This window comes from Aminipila luticellarii (assembly GCF_004103735.1).
GTDB classification, from domain to species: Bacteria; Bacillota; Clostridia; order Peptostreptococcales; family Anaerovoracaceae; genus Aminipila; species Aminipila luticellarii.
On the sequence record NZ_CP035281.1, the window covers coordinates 2654372 to 2673713 of the forward strand.

Sequence of the window (19342 nt, forward strand, 5' to 3'; positions counted from 1 at the left end):
TATGGAACATTTCTATACCTGTGTTTTTTGTTTTGTTTATACTAGTTTTTATGGTATTTGCCTGCTGTTTTTTGTTTTTTTAAAATATTCTGCAACACTTTTGCAATAGCCAAGCTTTTTTGATCAAATTTTTGTTCATAAATACAAGAATGCAATAAAAAAATTGGTACAAAAGCACGGAAGGTTACTTTTGTACCAATTTTTTAATTTAATATGATTTTACACTATTTTTTATATAATATTCGAATGGAATTCATAACACAGAGCATTGCCACTCCGGAATCTGCAAAAACTGCCATCCACATGGAGGCAAGGCCTGCCAATCCCAGTATCATGACCAAGGCTTTTATCACTAAGGCGAATACCACGTTTTGCATGGCGATTTTATTAGTAGCTCTGGCAATAGCTATAGCCTGGGGAACTGCTTCCACACTGGAGGTCATGAATACCACATCTGCGGCTTCTATGGCAGCATCTGCTCCGCTTCCCATAGCTGCACCCACATCTGCTCCGGCCAGTACCGGTGCATCGTTAATTCCGTCCCCTATGAACATGACACTGCCATGCTCTTCTCGGAGCTCTCTCAAAATTCTTATTTTATCTTCTGGCAGAAGCTTGGCAAAGACTTGATCAATACCGGTCTTTTCTGCTACTGCACGAGCACTTGTTTCCTCGTCTCCGGTGAGCATTGCCGTAGCGATCCCCCACCTCTTCAATTTTTTCACAGCTGAAATTGAATCCGGTTTAATCGTATCGTCAACAATTAAAGTTCCCATAAACTGGTTGTTCAAAGCGAACAGCACTTCGCTTCCCGATGCCAGATTCCGGTATCCTGTCAGGTCTACACCTGCATCCTCTAAGAGCGTTCGATTGCCGCACAGAGCTACTCCTTCGTTTAGAACGGCTCTTATGCCCTTCCCCGCTATTTCCTCTATGGTTTTCGGTGCCTGAGGTGTCAGTCCGTATCTCTGGGCTTCATTTATAATGCTCACCCCTATCGGATGGGTCGAACTTAATTCACAGCTGGCCGCCAAAGATAGAAGCGTTGCTTCCGCATGTTCTTTAGAGAGGCCCTTTGGTCTGTTTTCAATCCCGTTCAGTACTCTTGATGCTCCTTCCGCCTCTCCTTCTGCTGATTTCCCTGCTGTCATGCCGGAAGTCATATAAGAGATCAAATTTCCGGAATAAATAACATGCTGTACGACAAACTCTCCTTTTGTCAGCGTTCCGGTCTTATCCATCACGACCGCTTTAATATTCTTAAGTGCTTCTAAGGAAACTCCGCCTTTAAACAAAATCCCTTTTTTAGAGCCGGCTCCTATTCCCGAGAAGAACGCCAACGGCACACTTAAAACTAAGGCGCACGGACAGCTTATAACAAGAAATGTCAGCGCCGTGTAGATCCAGTGCTGCCAGTTTCCTGTAATCAGCGAAGGAATAATCGCCGTTAGTATGGCCACTGCAACAACAACCGGGGTGTACACTCTGGCAAATCTGGTAATAAAGCGATCAATTTTAGGCTTGCTTGCCGCAGCATTTTCTACAGAGTCCAAAATTCTTGAAACCATAGAATTTTCTAACGTTTTTTCGACTTTTATCTTTAGTACTCCAGAAGTGTTGATACAGCCGGATATCACCTGATCCCCCGCCGCAGCCTTCACCGGTACCGGTTCCCCAGTTATGGGAGAAGTGTCGATTCGACTTTCACCTTCTATAATAACACCGTCCAGAGGAATTCGATCCCCCGGCTTTACCAGCAGGAGCTCTCCTATTTGGGCATCCTCTGCCGGAATCTCTTTCGTGCTATTGCCTTCAATCAGGGAGACTACTTCCGGTCTGAGATCGACGGCTTCCATAATCTGACTGCGGCTTCTCTCCACAGCCTTTTCTTCAAAGAATTCCCCGATCCTGAAAAATAACATGACCCCAACAGCCTCCGGATATTCCTGTATAGCAAAGGCTCCCAGAGTAGCAACGCTCATGAGGAAATTTTCGTCAAAAATCTGCCCTTTTCCTATATTTTTAACGGCCTGTAACAAAATCTCTCCGCCCAGTACCACGTATGCCAGAGCAAAACAGCCGATCCACCAGCCTTGCAGCACATTTGTATGCTCAAGGACAATACCGGCTGCAAATAGCACAGCTCCTACGAGGATAACGTGTGAATCCGTAAAGAATTTGAACCCGTCATGCTCCTCTGCTTTGGATTCGCTGGCATCTGCTGTAATGACCACATCGTTTTCCACCGTGTTTGCCAGTCTGGTCATCTCCTTCAAAAGCTGATCCGGATTTTCTGCGGACACCCGGAGCTTCTTTGTGGCAAACGTAAGATTCACCGCCTCTACTTCGGGTAGTGCTGAAATCAGGCGTTCTATTTTGGCTGCACAATTTGCACAGTCGATATTTTCAATATGATAAACTTTATCCATAGCTTATACCTCTGTCTCTCCTGTATCAATTTAGCTGACTTATCTGCATTTAATATGGAAGGTTCGGTCTACGATATCGTGTACCAGTGCCGCCTCCTCTGTTTTAGCCAGCGTGTAATAGGTTTCCTTTCCTACCCTTCTGCTGACAATCAATCCTGCCTGCTTTAACAGCCTTAAGTGATGAGACACTGCCGGAGAACTCATCTCAATGGCCGCAGCAATGTTTACAACACAATCCTCACTGTGACAGAGCAGCCACAATATCTTTAATCGTGTGCTGTCGCTTATCATCTGAAAGGTGCTGGCAGTCTGCTCAAAAACAATGGGTTCAGGCTTTGTCTGTATAAACTCCGCTGTCCTGCTTCCGTGGTCATGCGGCAAATCAATGTGCAGCGGACAATCTAAACACTTACACCTTTTTTCGTTCTGTACGTCCATACTCTGTCTTCCTTTCCTCATAAAATCTTTTCCGCAAATCCTACTACATCTATTCTTTTTCTAATTGCGGGTAATATGTATCATTCTTTTTATATTAAACGATTAAGCAATTGTTTAATTGTAGTATAGATGAAAATCCCTACTGTGTCAATAGGGATTTTCACTTTATTAGAGCACTATTTAATTTGGAATCTTGCAATTAAATCTTTCAGCAGACTTGCCTGTCCGGACAGCTCCTCACTGGCTGCTGCTGTTTCTTCCGCCGTAGCGGAATTGGTCTGAACCACGATGGAAATCTGATCCACTCCTACCGTCACCTGATTCATGGAGGTGGCCTGATGATTGCTTTCATCAGAGATTTCATCTACTACTTGTGCAGATCGCCTTGTGTTAGCGACGATTTTTTCCAGGGATGCTGCTGTTTCATCCACAATTTTTGTCCCATTTTCTACAGCGGCGATAGCGGTCTCAATGAGCGATGTGGTATCCTTTGCCGCATCTCCGCTCTTCGCGGCCAAATTTCGAACTTCATCCGCAACCACGGCGAAGCCTTTTCCTGCATCTCCTGCTCTTGCAGCCTCAACTGCGGCATTCAGTGCAAGAATATTCGTCTGGAAAGCGATGTCATCTATTGCTTTGATAATATTACTAATTTGATTCGAAGCATTTTTGATTTCTTCCATAGCCGTTATCATTTTAGCCATTTGTTGATTTCCATGCTCAACTTCTGCCTCTGATTCCAGCGAAATGCTTCTTGCCTCACCAACATTCTGTACGCTTTTATTAATTCCTTCAGAAATCTCCATGATCGTGGCGGAAAGCTCTTCCACCGAGCTGGCCTGTTCCATGGAGCCTTGAGACAGCTGCTGCGCTCCTTGAGCTAATTGTTCGGAGCCGGTAGCTACCTGATCGGCAGAAACAGCAATCTCGGAAAAAGTTTCAATAAAGGTTTTTTGAATGTTCAACAGAGCCACCTTTATCTTGGAAAAGTCACCTGAATAATCTTGCTTCAACTCAAACAGCAAATTTCCGGATGCCATTTCCTTTAGAATAAAAGAAATTTCATCGATATATTTTATGTATTCTCTCAGTCTGATAACAGTTTTTTTCAATCCTTCCGCCACTTGTCCCGTTTCATCCACCGATCTGGTGTCCACGGTTACATCCAGATCACCGTCTGCAATCTGATGTGCGCTTTCAGCCAGATGTTTGAGCGGCTTTACAATCCCTCTGGCAATTAGGGCAATGACTGCTGACAGGATAACCAGTACAATGAGAAAAATGCTCAAGCTCACCCTCATCAGAACCTTATAATCCTGATAAAATTCTTTCTCCGGCAGAGAAGACAGTACACTCCATCCGGTATCGCCAATGAAGCTGTAATACCCATAGGTGGTTTCTCCATTTTTCTGATAGGAGAAATAGTCCGCTGTCTTTTTTTCAAAGGCACCAACCAATTCTTCAGACAAACCCAGCTCCTTTACATTTTTCATAACGTTATCCGTATTTTTATCATAAACCACAGAGCCGTCAGCAGATAAGAAGGTAAACGATCCGGTCTTTCCCAGTTTGTAGCTTGCCATAATCTTTTCTAAATTATCTAAAGCAATATCCACGCCTACCGCACCGATTATTTCTTTCGTAGCACTGTCAAAGACAGGACTTGCTGCTGTTACTACTAATTTGCCTGTAATACTGTCCGTATAGGGCTGTGACAGTATGGTGGTATTTTTTTCTTTCATCAATATATACCAAGGTCTTCCGGTAATATCCCAATCTGATTTTGAGACAAATCCATCGTTTTGCGCCAGCTGGCTGGCGTCCACATCCGCTGTCCATACAGATAAAATGTTTTCCGGATCCATTTCCTTAAGAGCAATCAGGTTTCCGTTGACATTGGAGAATTCAGCAGGTGACGTAATCTCAACACCTTTTGTCACGTCTTTAAACAGATTATACACATCCGGATTGGAAGCTAAAGTTTCTGTCATCTTTGTGTATTGAGTAAAAAAGTTTTCTACATGATAGGCTGCCTGCTTAGAATGCGCCGTTAAGCTTTCCTCTGTAGAGCTTTCAACCTGTGACTTTACCAGAGAAAACATACTGGTCAATAAGATGCACAGACAGATTACAACGGGTAGTATGACCCCTACCAAAAACTTTAGTAATATGCTCCTCTTCAAAAAACTCATAGCAGCTGTCTCCTATCTTATCGAACAAATTGTTGTATTTTTTAGAATATTTTCCATTGTTTGTCACACTTTACATGAAGCTGCTTCCTTTGTCTACTCTTTGCCGCCATTTTTCTACAAAATTCTCCTTTTTTAGTCATAAATTGCAATGAAATGCGATTATAATACCGGTTTTTGAGTCCTCCCTTATTTATCTCTTGCATGTTTGTTTCCATATAGGTTATTCTATATTAGATTACAATTCATAAAAACGAATCAATACTTGGAGGATAAATTAATGAAACCAACTGAAAATCAAAAAAAATCTCAATCGGTCTACCGATTGAAGGATATTTTATTGGTCATCTTGGGAAGCTTCATCGTCGGTGCCGGCGTTCAGCTGTTTTATGTGCCCGGAAATATTTTAGGCGGCGGCATCACAGCCATTTCCATCATGCTTCACATATTGACGGGAAGCAATGTGGCCATTGCTACATTTTTTTTAAATATCCCCATATTGGCATTGGGATATTTCATGGTAAACAGACAATTCATGCTGTACAGCACCTTAGGGATGATAGGAATGACAGCCTTTATGAAGCTTTTGGAACAAGTTCCGGCTCCCTCTGATTCCCTTTTTACCTGTATCGTATGCGGCGGGCTCCTGGTGGGAGGCGGCGGCGGACTTATGCTGAAATATAATGGATCCGGAGCCGGAACGGATGTAATATGCAGAATCATCAACAAATATACGTCCTTTCAAATCGGCAGTGTCTCCCTGTCCATTAACGCATTTCTTGTTTTTCTGGCCGCCTTTTTTCTGAATTTGGACATTGCCATTGCCACGATTACGACCCTGTTTATTACCTCGCGTGTGGTAAACTATATCCTGGACGGAATGAATTATAAAAGAATGGTCCTCGTGGTCACGGACAAAGGAGAAGATATTGCCTTAGCTTTATCTTCTGAATTTGGGCGGGGCGCTACGATCAGCCACGTTACGGGTGCCTATTTAGGCCGGGAGCAATCTCAGGTAATGTGTACCATCAATATACACGAAACGCCTCGGCTGAAAGGTATTGTTCTGAAACTGGATCCGCAAGCCTTTATCTCCATGTTTGAGGTCACAGCGGTTATTGGAAGTTCCTTTAAAAAGAAACGCCACCGATTTTTAAAGCAAAAATAAGGAAATTTTTCAAAACGTCACAAATTATAGTACTGTTGTGGTACACTATATGACGAGACTATTACAGAAAGGATTTTTGTAAGATGAACGCAAATACATTATCACAGGATTTTGGTATTGAGCCTTCTGCAGATCTTAAAAATATTTTAATGGAATACGCAAAAATTAATAAAAATTACACGGCGGCTATCCGTGAAGTAAAAACCAAGCTTGAAATTCTTGACGATGACTTTCAGTTGTTACATAAGCATAACCCCATCCATCATATGGAGAGCCGGGTGAAATCCCCCGAAAGCATTCTGGAAAAGCTCACAAGAAAGGGATATGATTTAGATCTTAATCATATATCCAAGCAGCTTCTGGATATAGGCGGTATTCGCGTTATATGTCATTATGTGGATGACATATATACTGTGGCTCAGCTTTTAAAAAAGCAGGACGATATAACCGTTATCCGGGAAATCGACTATATAAAGAACCCCAAGCCCAACGGATACCGAAGCCTGCATTTAGTCGTGGAAGTCCCCGTCTTTTTTGTGAATCGGGTGGAAAAAATCCCTGTGGAAGTCCAGATACGAACCATGGCCATGGACTTCTGGGCCAGTCTGGAGCACCAGCTGAGATACAAGGCCGAAGGAGAGATTCCCAAATTCATTGCCGATGAGCTGAAGGAATGCTCGGAGAACATCGCTGATTCAGATCTCCAAATGCAAAAAATCCACAGCTTTTTAGAAGATTTAGACAAATTTACTCCAAAATAAATAAAATGATAGACACAAAATAATAAGAGAGCTTCCTTATCCGTGAAGCTCTCTTATTATTTTAACCTTTCTTCCAAACAACAGAAGACCTATAGGAATCCAAACAGCAGCAAACAAAGCACAACCAACCAGATAAGGCTTTAAAAGCTCCAGTCCCGTGCCTTTTAAAATGATGTTTTTCACAGGAAGAACATAATAGTAAAGCGGCCAGATAGCTTTTATTACTGCTGCAAATCCCGGAGCCATCATGTATTCCGGCCATGCAAATCCGCAGGAAAGGAAAGTCGGTATAGTTAAGAACATGGTGAATTGAGCCGCATGAGCTACCTCTTCAAAAATAGAAGCGATCACCAATGCCATTCCGGTCACGGCACCCAAAAAAACCGTCTCAAATAAAATCAATACGAAAATATTTCCTTCCATTGGAAAACCCCATATTTTTATGATAAGTCTCAAACAAATCATGGTGCTTATGATACTCAATCCCGTCAGCAGCATGAACCGCCTTACCATTAAGGACAGATCCACCCGTATGAATTGCCGAGACAGCTTCATAGGCAGATCCTTCAGACGTTTTTTCTCCTCTACCAAAATCGGAACACCTGCGGCTAAAAAAGCCTGCTGGGCAAATATGGCAAGAAGTCCCGGAAGCAGATAATAAAAATAGCCAAGCTGTGGATTATACATAATCCTATCCACCAGATTCAAGGTGTAGACACTTTGTTCTGCCTGATAAGGCACCAGGGAACCGGCCTCTAAATATTTTAACTGTACCCCCGCATTTACCGTTTCAAAAATGGTATTCACCGCACTCATAACATTATTTCCATACATGAAATTGCTATTATCCATGAGCACCACGGCCTTTGCTCCCTTTTTACCATTTAAATCCTTCCCGAAATCCTGCGGGATAATAATGGCTCCGTGAATTTCACCCGTGAGAAGTTTTTCTTTGATTTCATCCACGGAAGACACGTCTTCTTTTACGCTTAAAGTCGGCGAATCGTAGAAGTTATCGATCACCTCTCTGGAAGTAGCTGATTGATCCATATCCAATATTTCAATCGGAATATTTTGCGCAAAAATAGGGCTGAACAATCCTCCGAACAGCAGAGTAAACGCAATCGGAATCAACAAAACGATCAAATACGGCTTTATTTCCATGAACTTTTCTTTTTTCTCGGCAAGCGTCATCTTTTTAGCTTTCTCAGACAATCGGAGTCACCTCCCATTCCTTTTTATGTTTAGCTCTCCACCAGTTTTTAAACAGAGTAACTGCCCAGATGATCAGAAGCTCTGCAAGAATAAACTTTATAAAAAACAGAAGTGGTACCATTAAATGGTGAAATTCCAATTCCTTTAAGCAAAGACTTCTGATCCAGTTTCCATAATAAAAGAATGGAAGGCCTTTTGCGAAGGTTTGGAATCCGTATGGCATTCCCTCGATGGGATACGTATACCCGCCCAGCACACTGGTAGGCAGCACCAAAATCGCGGAGATCTGTATGGCAAAGGTTCGGTCCGGCACCAGATTCCCCACGATATATCCCATGGTCAAAATGCACATGGCAAATAGAAAGGTCATCAGCAGTCCGCCCCATACGGTGCTTCGGTACGGCATATCAAAAAACAGATATTGCACACCCAGACACAATAAGATAGAGATCATGCTCATGAAAGACCATCCGCCGAGCACCTTGATCTGCTCCGGATAGGACTTCGGGGCGATCTGATTTTCATACCCTCGTTCTGCTCCCTGCATGGCGATCCCCACCTGGATCACAGAAGCCAGCATCCCGATCAGCAGATAATTTCTGAAACTTTTTGTAGAGTTATACAGAAATTTATAATTTACATCAATAGGCGTTACCATGCTCATGACCTGATCCGGAACAGCCGATATTTTCCCTTCAAAAATGCTCATCATATAGGCGCCCTTGGTGGTCAGCAGGATTTCCGACATGGCGGTCTTGCAGGTAGTCACCACGGAAAGGGATGCGCCATCGTATAAGGTAAGAATTTTCGGTGCTTTCCCCGCCCGCATATCATTATAGAAATTTTCCGGTATAATGATTCCTGCAAAGGCTTTGTCCCGATCCATCAGATCTTTTATTCTCTGATCGTTTTCCGCATATTCTATGACGTTAAAATAATGGCTGTCTTCCACAAACCCGGTGAAAGTTCTGCTGAAATCCGAATCATCATGATTTACGATAACGGTGGGTATGCTTGTAGGAACATCTGCCTTCATCTCATAGCCTAAGGCCAGACCGGATACCAAGGGGATAATAATAAAAACTAAAGCAGCCATTACGAGCCTTGGATGCTTTAGTTTGAAGTTGTAGAATGCCACCGTTATTCTGTTTGTTTTCTTAAGCATCTTACTTTCCTTCAATTCTTCCGAAATCGACCATTGCCGTCATTCCAGAGTATAGTTCCTGATTCATGCCTGAAATAGAAATCTTTACACCATAGGACAGTACGTCAAAGTCTCCGTTTTCATTGGTTGCTCTTTTGGTTGCGAAATCAGGCTTTTTATTTACCACTGTAACTGTTCCCGTCCATTCCTTGTCCGGATATGCCGGAAACGTAACCTTTACCTTTTGTCCCTTCTGAACCTTATTCAAATCGGTCTCTTTTACATTGACCTCAATCCACGGTTCATCCTGCGTAGTGAGAGTCGCAAGGGGCATTCCGGTAGAAATCAGTTCTCCCTGTTCTACATTGACGGCTGTGATGGTTCCGTCCGCCGGTGCCTTGATCTGTGAATCCTCTAAATAACTGTTGACCTCTGCAATGGCTCCGTTAGCCTGCGCCACCTGAGAATCTGCGGCAGCAACGTCTTCACTTCGTGCTCCCTCTACTGCCATGTTATACGTTTCTTTCGCCGCAATATACTGAGCTTCTACCTGATCGAACGCAGCCTGAGAGATGGCTTCCTGATCCAGTAATGTCTTCATTCGATTGTAGGTTTTCTGTGCATAATCAAAAGCAGCCTTCGCCTGTGCGATTTCCTGACTTCGAGCTCCGTTCTGCGCCTTCTGTGCCACTGCCTGAGCCGCCGCTTTCGCGGCTTCTGCCTGCTGCAATTTTGCCTCTACTGCTTCGCTGGAAATTTTAATGATGACATCTCCGGCTTTTACTTCATCCCCCTCTTTTACTAAAATCTCTCCAATATTTCCCGCCAGTTTCGAGTTTAAATCAATCTCCGTTTTTTTAACATTTCCCTGAACAATAAAGTCCTTATTATCCTCAGCTTTACTGCTGAAAGACCAACAGCCTGCTGCGATCAATGCTACGATCAGCACTCCTGCAAGGATTGCCGTAGTCTTTTTCTTTTTATCCATTGCTGTTACAATTTCTTTTTCCATCTTCTCTCTCCCTTTCCTAAACTCTATCTATTATCATCGATTTGAAGCCCGGACAGCTCATAACTTTCGTTTCGCCTTTTGAAGTTTGCTGTGAGCACCTTTTTTTCAATGGTTCCCAAAATCATAAAGGGTTCTTCCCCCAAGGGTGCCTTCAATATTCCCTTTAATAAAAGGGCTCCGTCCTCCGATATCATTCCTGAAAAAGTGTGTTTTTCTCCCAGACATTCCAAAATGCCCTCTATACTGCTATTCATACCCTTTAAGTATAAAAAGCCCTCCTTAGGACCCATCGGGCTCTTCAATACTATGGTAAATTTTCCATTCATTGAATGCTTCCTTTCTTTTAAACCATTTTCTTATACATTTGTATGGTTTTTTGACAAGTGTTCCGATATAATATAATTATTCTTTTTTAATTGACGGAGGTTCAATATGGCACAGTCTGTAACGACCGAACTAACAAAAAATCTTATGGCGGACTCTTTAAAAAAATTGATGGCTCAAAAGCCTCTAAATAAAATCAGCGTCCGGGAAATCGTGGAAGGCTGCGGCGTGAACCGGCAGACCTTTTATTATCATTTTCAAGATATTTATGACCTGCTCCAGTGGATCATCAATCAGGAAATTGTTTCTGTTCTCGGCAATACAGAAAATTTTCTGACCTGGCAGGAGGCCGGCATTTATCTTCTTAAATATTTGAAAAAGAATTCGACGATTGTTCTTTGCGCACTGAATTCCATGGGACGAACTGCTATCAAGCAGCTGCTGTTCGATGATGTTTTAAAGGTAGCCACTCAAATCATCACACAGATTGCCTCTGATATAGACGTGGACGAAAAATCCTTCAACCACGTGGTCCACTATTATGCGGTAGCTTTTGGTGCATTGCTGGAAGATTGGCTTTCCAACGGTATGAACAACTCACCGGAAGAACTGATCGATATTCTGGATACCATTACTTCCGGTACTGCCAGAACGGCATTGGAGCGTTTCGCCGCAAAATCCAAGCCGGTCTGACCCTATTTCCCGCTTATACTTTTATAGTGGAATCCTTGTAGTTCCAACACCCTGTGCAAATTCATAGCTCTTTAAGGCTAAGGCATATTCCGAATTGGCATTGGCCAGATTTAACTTGGCTTTATATACGCTTACCTGCGTTGCCAGTAATTCTTCGACTGTGCTCAAGCCTTCTTCATTGGTGAGCTGCATCAATCTTTCCCCTTCTGTGGCATAGGTCAGCAGCTCCTTCGCCGCTTCCACAGCTGCTTTCTTATCCTGTACCAGATCGTACTTATTTCTGATATCTATTTCAATTTTGCTGGTTGCATCCTTTGCGGTCTTTTGCGCTTCGGCCAAATTTATCTCCGCATTCAGATAGGTGGAAGAATTTTTGGGATACGCTTTGACATCCGCAAGTAAGACCTCATAGACCTTGACCGCAAGGTTCGCTCCTTTCAGCTCAATTCGATTATTCAAGGCGTTCTGCACCGCCGTATCTGCCGGAGTTATGGCCGCTGCCGATGTAACGGTATTTAATGTGTCTGTAAAGACCACATCCTGCTGTACATTATAACCGAGCAGATAGTTAAAAGACATCTTTGCATACTTTAACTGCGTATCTGCACTTCGAACAGCACTTTCCGCATCCGCTACTGCCGATTGGGACTGTAATACGTCTTTCTTCGACAAAAGTCCTACATCCTTCTTTGCCTGAACATTTTTGAGGGTCTGCTGCTGTGTGGCCAGATTTTCCTTTGCAATGTTCAGATTATCCTGAGCCAGCAGAACCTTATAATAAATGCTGATGGTGTCCGCTTCAATCTGGTTCAGCTCTGCCTGATAATTATTTTCCGTGTTATTTCTGGCAAAATCCCGTCTAAGCTGCATAATCTTTTTATTGTTTGAGGAAACGCCTGCTACTTGGGCTTCATACGCCATTTCAACGGGATCGACCCCTGCCGGCAGCATACTGGATGGAATACTGTCTAAAAAATCCAACTTATCCTGTGTCTTTTTAATCTTGCTGACGGTTTCCGAATAACCGTTTCCAACAGCAATATCAGACTTCTTGTGAAGCTCTGCGGTCTCTGCTGATGTTCCCGTCGTTTTCATGATTTTAATGGCTTCTTCGAGAGAAAGCTTTTTCGTATCCGTCTTTTCCGGAGGTACAACACCTTCAAGGGCCGTTCCTGAAGCGTTCACGGCCGCATCCGTTGTAGTGACCGCTCCATCTGTAGTGCTTACTCCCGACCCAGTGGTGGTAATTGAACCTGATGAGGTGGTTACTGCTCCATTGGTCACCGTGTCCGCCGCCTGCGTATTAGATACGGCTGCTCCGGTTGCAGTCACTGATGTTCCCGTTGTTACCGCCGCTTTCGTTTCTGTATTTGTCGTTGCAAAGGCAAAAGTCGCAGAGCCTACTACTAAGCTTGCCGCCAATACCATGCAAATATATTTTTTCTTCACTTTTGTAGCCCCCTTTTCATTATCCTAAGCTATTTTACTGTTTTATAGATCGTTCTTAAATAGATAATTATTTGTAATTGTATAGAATTTAAACACAAATAAAAAAACTGTCTAAAATTTAGACAGTTTTTGGTATTTGTATAGATTTATCGAGCTGATTTTTTCTCTATCTTTTCCATATTGCCCATATAAGGCTTTAATGCTTCCGGAATGACTACGCTTCCATCCTCTTGCTGATAATTTTCCAAAATGGCAGCTACGGTTCGTCCCACTGCAAGACCTGACCCATTCAGCGTGTGCACAAATTCCGGCTTGCCCTTTGGTTCCGGTCTGAATCGAATATTTCCTCTCCTTGCCTGATAGCTTTCAAAATTAGAACAAGAAGAAATTTCCACATATCGTCCATAGCTTGGCATCCAAACCTCAATATCATAGGTCATAGCTGATGAGAAGCCCAAGTCTCCCGTGCTTAGCTTAACCACTCTGTAAGGAATCTCCAGTTTTTGCAAAACCTCCTCTGCCGCAGCAGTAAGGGTTTCCAGCTCATCATAAGAAGTCTCCGGCTTTACGAACTTCACCATTTCTACTTTATTAAACTGATGCTGTCGGATCAGTCCTCTTGTATCTCTGCCCGCTGAGCCGGCTTCCTTTCGGAAGCATGGGGTATATGCGGTATAGTAAATAGGCAGCTGATCTCCGTCAACAATTTCATCCATAAGCAGATTGGTTACGGGAACCTCTGCTGTCGGAATCAGGAAGAAATCCTTCGCCGGTACATGGAACATATCATCTTCAAATTTAGGAAGCTGACCGGTTCCGGTCATGGCTGCCCGGTTCACCATAAACGGCGGCAGGATTTCCGTAAATCCCTGCTCCTCCGTGTGCAGATTCAGCATGAAATTGATAACCGCACGTTCCAGCCTTGCGCCCAATCCTTTATATACAGTAAATCTTGCTCCGGCAATCTTTGCTGCTCTGTCAAAGTCTAAAATATCCAGATCCGTTCCCACATCCCAATGGGCTTTATATTCAAAATCAAACTTTCTGGGTTCTCCCCATTTTCTAAGCTCTACATTGTCTGCATCATCTTTTCCCATAGGTACAGTCGGATTTGGCGTATTCGGAACGTTTAGCAGGGCCTGATGTAATTCCTCTTCCACTGCACTGACTTGCGCATCAAGCTCTTTGATCTCGTCTGACAGAGCTTTCATCTCAGCCATCAGTGCCGTGGTATCTTTGCCTTCCTTCTTTAATTTAGGAATTTCTTTAGAATCCTGATTTTGTTTATTTTTCATCGCTTCTACTTTTGCAAGTATAGCTCTTCTCTTTTCATCCAGTGCAGGAATACTGCTCAGACCAAAGTCTCCCTTTCCTCTTCTTTCTACGCTTTCCTTTACTGCTTCATAGTCTTCCCTGATTCTCTTTATGTCTAACATGTTTTCCTTTCCTTTCTTCTATAAGATGTTTTTCCTGTATGCTGTATAGACTTCTGTTAATTCCTTCACTCGGTTCTGCATTTCCAGCTGCAGATCTGAGGCTAACTGATAGTCTCCTTCATCCAGAGCATCTTTGATTTTAGTCAGCAAACATTTGCTGTCCAGTCTGTCCTGTCCGATATAATGTCTCAGCTCCTGAACCTTATTCCACATATAAATATCATAATCCGCACAATCGTGCTCATCGTGCAGTACGACACACTCCCGAAGCAGATCCATGTTATCCGGAATGATCCTGCTGTGCAGCTCCGTAGCCCATTGATCCAAAATCGCTTTCTTAAAAGATTCCAAGACAATAGGTGTCATCACACTGTCCTGAAATAAAATCTGCATCTTCTCCGGATATTTATCAAAGGCACAGACATTTTCCCAAACCGTTCTCGGTGCTTCTCCAAACAGTCTGTCTCGTTCTTCCTCCGTATATTCGTCAAATACATTTTTTTCACTTCTGTATTCTCTGTCTTTTTCAAAATAGAAGTCTTCTTCTCCATATTTTTTAGAGAGGGAAGCCAGCAGCTGCTCCGGTGTTTTTCCTGCTTTTAAAGCCTCTGTAATTCCATCCAGAATCGCCATATAAGAAGCGGCGATGACCAGATACGTGTTGCTCTTCGGATTTGGCGACCGCAGTTCAAACCGTGTGGACAGCGGGTTATTTAAGTCCCGAACCAGCCCAATCAATACCGTTCTGTTCCTTGACGGCTGGAAAGCGGTATGTCCGATGGATGTCACGATGCAGACCGGCGCTTCATATCCGGGTTTCAATCGATTAAAGGCATCGTTCGTAGAGGTGATGAATGGATTCAGAACCTCATAGTTCTTTAACAAGCCCATAAGGGCTCCAAAACCTATCGGATTTAAAAAGCCTGCCTTCATATCTTTTGGTGCAAATAGGCTGATGATCTTTCCGTTCTTCAATCTGGCTGCTGCACCCAGATGGGTATGTTCTCCGCTTCCTGCCACGCCATCGATCGGCTTTGCCCGGAAGGTCACTTCCAGTCCGTGCAGCCGGAACACATCCCGAACAATATACTTGACCTGTTTTTCATTGTCCGCAGCCTGCATGGCATCAGAATATTTCCAATCGATTTCAAGCTGCTCCATAATGTGGTCGTATTTCCCTGAGTTTCCCAGCTTTGCTTTAATTCCTCCGACCTCTTTATGGCCCATCTCCATTTCAAACCCATATCTATCTAAAAGCAGCAGCGTCTTTTCCAGTGCTGTCCGAACCGGCCCGATAGTTCGCTTCCAATACTGCTCTTTCATCACCTGAGCGGTAGAAAGCTCCTCCCGGTCGCCTTTCTCATCCGGCGTCTTTACCCAAAATTCCAGTTCCGTAGCACAGGTAAGCAAAATCTCCTCGATTTCATCCGCCGAATCAATAGGTAGATATTCAAGAACATATGGATTATTTTTTATTAATGCCAGCAAGTCCTTTTTTATCTTTGTAATGGCATCCCGGAGTATGACTCTGGATCCCACCTCATTTGTATCGTTATGCACTAAAAACGAAGGAATTCTTAAGGTTCCCACCGGAAGACCCGACGGCTCATGAATAAAATCAAAATTGTGATCTACATACCAGCTGACATTCAGATCCGGAATAATATCGACCTTTGCATTATTCAGCTCTGCAATAATCGGAAGAACTACGCTGGAACCGTCCGTCTGAACACCCTCAGCTAAAAACTTTTCCATGTCCTCCAGAAACCTGTCCACAGGAATCTTCTCATCTGTGTTCTGCCCACCTATATCAAGACCCACAAGCGACACAAACATAATCTCGGGATGGCTTTTTAAAATCTCCCGTACCTTTCCCGGTTCGTGATCTTTAGCGGGAATATTAAATAACATCTTATCGTATGCCAGCATACTGTCCTCCTTATACTGTGTATGTATTTTATATAAACGTATGGTTTTTTGTACTGATCTATAGCTATATTGTTTAATTGTACTACTTTTTTGCGATGTTTTAAACTGTTTTTTATAAGTTTTTTGTATTTTATAACAAAAAAATGGTGGTGACGGAATAACAAAATAGACGGAGGACACATAAAGGGTTGTCTTCCGTCTATTTTTATCATTTTATATTCTTTTTGATTGCAGTGCTTTCACGATTACTGCTGAGCCTGCTGCGTTTGCTGACTCGGAGCTAAAAGCTGCAAATATTTCTGCAAAGCGGTGATATGCTCGCCATATCCTGCCCAATCGCCGTTTCTTTGAGCATCCTGTGCCAGATCAAATTCTTCATTTGCTTTCATAATCAAATCGGCTGTAGACATCTGCTCAGGAGAAGCGGGCTGCTGTCCTTCGGCACCCGTTCCCGGCTGTCCTGCCTGAACCGTTGAATTTTCTCCAAACAAAGAATCCAAGGCCTCACTAAGGGTTTCCTTATAAGCGATCTTGTCACCATAAACCACAATGACTCGCTTTACTTCAGGAATACTGGAGTTTGTGGCTTCCAAATATACCGGTTCTACATAAAGCAGCGACTGTTCAATCGGAATGATAAACAGATTTCCTCTGCTGTAGGTAGAGCCTGAGGAATTCCACAGTGAAAATTCCTTTGAAATCTCGGTGTTCTGGTCAATCTGTGCTTCTACCTGCATCGGTCCGTAAATCGTGGTATCCTTTGGCAGCTGATAAAGAACGATCTTACCATAATTTTCGCCGTCGTTTCTGGCTACCAATAAGCCGGTCATATTTTTCTTATTCCTCGGCGTATACGGAATGGTATTTACAAATTCAGCCCGCGTTTCACCTGGAAGCTTCATGATATAGTAGCTTGGCTTTATGGTGATTTCCTGCGTTTCATAGATTTCATTGGCAATATCCCAAAGATCTTCTCCTTGATAGAATACCTTTACATCATTCATGTGGTATCGCTTATAAATGTTTGCCTGTATGTTGAATAATTTATTCGGATACCTTATATGGGACTGAATGCTTTCCGGCATTTCTTTAAAGTCCTTGAACAGATCCGGATAGATTTTTTTATACGTTGTGGCAATCGGATCCGTATCGTCTACCAGATAGAAGGAGGTGTCTCCGTTATAGGCATCAATAACCACCTTCACGGAGTTTCGCAGATAATTTTCTCCGGTAGCTGCAAAAGGCTCTGAGTAAGGATAGTTCCTGCTTACCGTATAAGCATCGATCATCCAATACAGTTTCCCGTCAGCAGCTACGATATATGGATCGTCGTCATACTGAAGATGGGGCATAATTTTGTGAACCCTCTGCTCAATATTTCTATTGATGATGATTCTGGAGTCGCTTGTAATATTGGTCGATACCAGCAGCTTCAAGCTTTGCTCCCGAATAGCAAACAGAACGCGGTTCAGCGGATTAAGCTTTATGCCTGCTTTACCCTTATAGGTGGTATATTTGTTGTCCTCCCCATTTGGATAATCAAACTCCTCTTCATTTGTATTTGTCAATACATAGTTGTTCGTTAATTCACCAAAATAGATTTCAGGCCTTGTAATGTCGATTTCATTGACCTGCGATATCGGCGGAATGCCGGATATCAGCATGTCCGGTTGTCCGCTGGCAGTCACCTTATCTACTCTGGATAAGGTGATGCCATACCCATGGGTATATTTCAAATGCTTGTTCAGCCATTCTTCCCGGATCTGAGTCTCATCGATTTCTCTGGCGGCTAAGAAGGTCTGCGTATATTCTCCGTTCACAAAGTATCGGTCTACGTCTACATCGTTAAAAGAGTAGTAGCTTCTGATACTCTGTGTCTGAGTATAGAATTTTTTAGCCGGATCATAATCATTGATTCGGATATTTGAAATGGTTTCCATATTGTTCAGAATATCATCCTTGGATAAGGTGTTGCTGGCCGCAAAAGGTTTAATCGTTACATCCTGCAAGTTATAAGCCATTTGGGTAAATTTAATATTATTCTTTAAATATGGACTCTCCTTGTTGATTTCATCCGGGGAAACAATAAGATTTTGTACCAGCATGGTGGCGCCTACGCCTACCAGTCCAATGGCTATCATAATAACCGGTACTGTAAGCAGAACCCGATATTTCTTTCTGATCATCCCGATCGCAAACACCACGGCAGCCACTACGGACAGCACCATGAGAATTCGGAACACCCAAAGGGTCACATTTACAGCGGTAAATCCCGCCCCGTGAACCATACCGACTGAGTTGGTAAACAACAGGGTGTACTGCCTCAGCAAGAAATTCACACCCACCATCAAAAGGAACAGAACGCCCAGAATCATAATCTGTTTTGACGCGATATTTAAAAGCTGTTTTAGATTATTATTGTCAAATTGCTTTTTCTTAATGGGTCTGCTGTTTGCCTGTCTGCCCATTGCCTTATTGAACAGATCGCCCCATGGCCCGCCAAAAGTATTTCTTCCGAAATTTCCCTGCCTGACATTGTCGGCTTCATCATATGGTGATTCCGGTTCCGGCGGCGTATGTTCAAAGACCTGCGGTCTTCTGAGCGAAAGCAGCACCGTATAGAAAATAAAGGTTAAAATCGCAAAGGCAACGATTATTCCCAGACCCATACTGTTCAATCCGCTTATAAACTGCAGCTTAAAAACATAAAAACTCACATCGTTTCCAAATAGAGGATCCTTCACGCCAAAGCTCGTGCTGTTCAGATATTGCAATATCTCGAACCACAGATTCGATGCTACGGTTGTTGAAAGTAACGCACCAAATACTGCGGATAGTCCCCATGCGGTACGGTTCAGTGTTTTTTCATTCACCGCATCATCAGACGCCACTTTTTTAAAGTAGCCCCTTTTCAGCACCTTCAGATATAAATATGCCAGAATGGTAATGATTATAAACGCAGGAACACCAATCTTTAACTGCGTAAATAATTTGGTGAAAAATACGCTGACATAATTTAATTCCTTGAACCACAAAAAGTCCGTAAAAAATCCTATCAGGCTAAAAAACAATCCAAATAAGATGACAAGCACCAGTAAAATCATTCCTGGGCGTTTGTTACTTCTCTTTTTCAAAAATTCCCCTCCTTCATTCTT

At 43.0% G+C, this 19342-nt stretch carries 14 protein-coding genes; 3 read left to right on the forward strand and 11 right to left on the reverse strand.

Going from position 1 to position 19342, the window contains the following annotated elements:
* Positions 1-224 precede the first annotated feature (224 nt).
* The 3 genes from EQM06_RS12360 to EQM06_RS12370 form a co-directional block, all read right to left on the reverse strand.
* Positions 225-2429, reverse strand: coding sequence for a heavy metal translocating P-type ATPase (locus EQM06_RS12360; RefSeq protein ID WP_128746658.1), 2205 nt, complete (start codon positions 2427-2429; stop codon positions 225-227).
* A gap of 39 nt (positions 2430-2468) precedes the next feature.
* Entirely contained in the window at positions 2469-2867 is a 399-nt protein-coding gene (locus EQM06_RS12365) for an ArsR/SmtB family transcription factor (RefSeq protein WP_128746659.1), read from the reverse strand.
* Positions 2868-3043: 176 nt separating this feature from the next.
* A complete protein-coding gene (locus EQM06_RS12370; protein ID WP_128746660.1) occupies positions 3044-5059 on the reverse strand; it encodes a methyl-accepting chemotaxis protein in 2016 nt (671 codons plus the stop codon).
* A 277-nt stretch (positions 5060-5336) separates the two neighbouring features.
* On the opposite strand from EQM06_RS12370, the gene EQM06_RS12375 reads away from it, so the two are divergent.
* Together EQM06_RS12375 and EQM06_RS12380 are read left to right on the forward strand one after the other, a co-directional pair.
* Positions 5337-6224, forward strand: a complete 888-nt coding sequence (locus EQM06_RS12375) for a YitT family protein (RefSeq protein WP_128746661.1) — start codon at positions 5337-5339, stop codon at positions 6222-6224.
* Between the two features lie 83 nt (positions 6225-6307).
* Positions 6308-6985, forward strand: coding sequence for a GTP pyrophosphokinase (locus EQM06_RS12380; RefSeq protein ID WP_128746662.1), 678 nt, complete (start codon positions 6308-6310; stop codon positions 6983-6985).
* Positions 6986-7021: 36 nt separating this feature from the next.
* Here EQM06_RS12380 and EQM06_RS12385 read toward each other — a convergent pair whose 3' ends face one another.
* From EQM06_RS12385 to EQM06_RS12400, 4 genes are read right to left on the reverse strand one after another with little or no spacing between them, the layout of a single operon-like run.
* Positions 7022-8200, reverse strand: coding sequence for an ABC transporter permease (locus EQM06_RS12385; RefSeq protein ID WP_128746663.1), 1179 nt, complete (start codon positions 8198-8200; stop codon positions 7022-7024).
* Positions 8193-9365, reverse strand: a complete 1173-nt coding sequence (locus EQM06_RS12390; RefSeq protein ID WP_128746664.1) for an ABC transporter permease — start codon at positions 9363-9365, stop codon at positions 8193-8195. The genes EQM06_RS12385 and EQM06_RS12390 overlap by 8 nt, the downstream gene beginning before the upstream one ends.
* Position 9366: 1 nt before the next feature.
* Positions 9367-10356, reverse strand: a complete 990-nt coding sequence (locus tag EQM06_RS12395; RefSeq protein WP_128746665.1) for an HlyD family secretion protein — start codon at positions 10354-10356, stop codon at positions 9367-9369.
* A 23-nt stretch (positions 10357-10379) separates the two neighbouring features.
* Positions 10380-10682, reverse strand: coding sequence for a hypothetical protein (locus EQM06_RS12400; protein ID WP_128746666.1), 303 nt, complete (start codon positions 10680-10682; stop codon positions 10380-10382).
* 106 nt (positions 10683-10788) lie between these two features.
* On the opposite strand from EQM06_RS12400, the gene EQM06_RS12405 reads away from it, so the two are divergent.
* Positions 10789-11373: a TetR/AcrR family transcriptional regulator C-terminal domain-containing protein gene (locus tag EQM06_RS12405; protein WP_128746667.1), complete on the forward strand. Its 585-nt coding sequence runs from the start codon at positions 10789-10791 to the stop codon at positions 11371-11373.
* Positions 11374-11394: 21 nt separating this feature from the next.
* Here the strand turns inward: EQM06_RS12405 and EQM06_RS12410 are convergent, their stop codons facing one another.
* From EQM06_RS12410 to EQM06_RS12425, 4 genes are all read right to left on the reverse strand, one after another.
* A complete protein-coding gene (locus tag EQM06_RS12410) occupies positions 11395-12822 on the reverse strand; it encodes a TolC family protein (RefSeq protein ID WP_128746668.1) in 1428 nt (475 codons plus the stop codon).
* Between the two features lie 146 nt (positions 12823-12968).
* Complete coding sequence (serS, locus tag EQM06_RS12415; protein WP_128746669.1) at positions 12969-14258, reverse strand: serine--tRNA ligase; 1290 nt, start codon at positions 14256-14258, stop codon at positions 12969-12971.
* Between the two features lie 18 nt (positions 14259-14276).
* Positions 14277-16187 carry a type I glutamate--ammonia ligase gene (locus EQM06_RS12420; protein ID WP_128746670.1) on the reverse strand — a complete coding sequence of 637 codons (1911 nt, stop codon included), beginning with the start codon at positions 16185-16187 and terminating at the stop codon, positions 14277-14279.
* Positions 16188-16432: 245 nt separating this feature from the next.
* A complete protein-coding gene (locus tag EQM06_RS12425) occupies positions 16433-19321 on the reverse strand; it encodes a UPF0182 family membrane protein (RefSeq protein ID WP_230974977.1) in 2889 nt (962 codons plus the stop codon).
* Positions 19322-19342 lie beyond the last annotated feature (21 nt).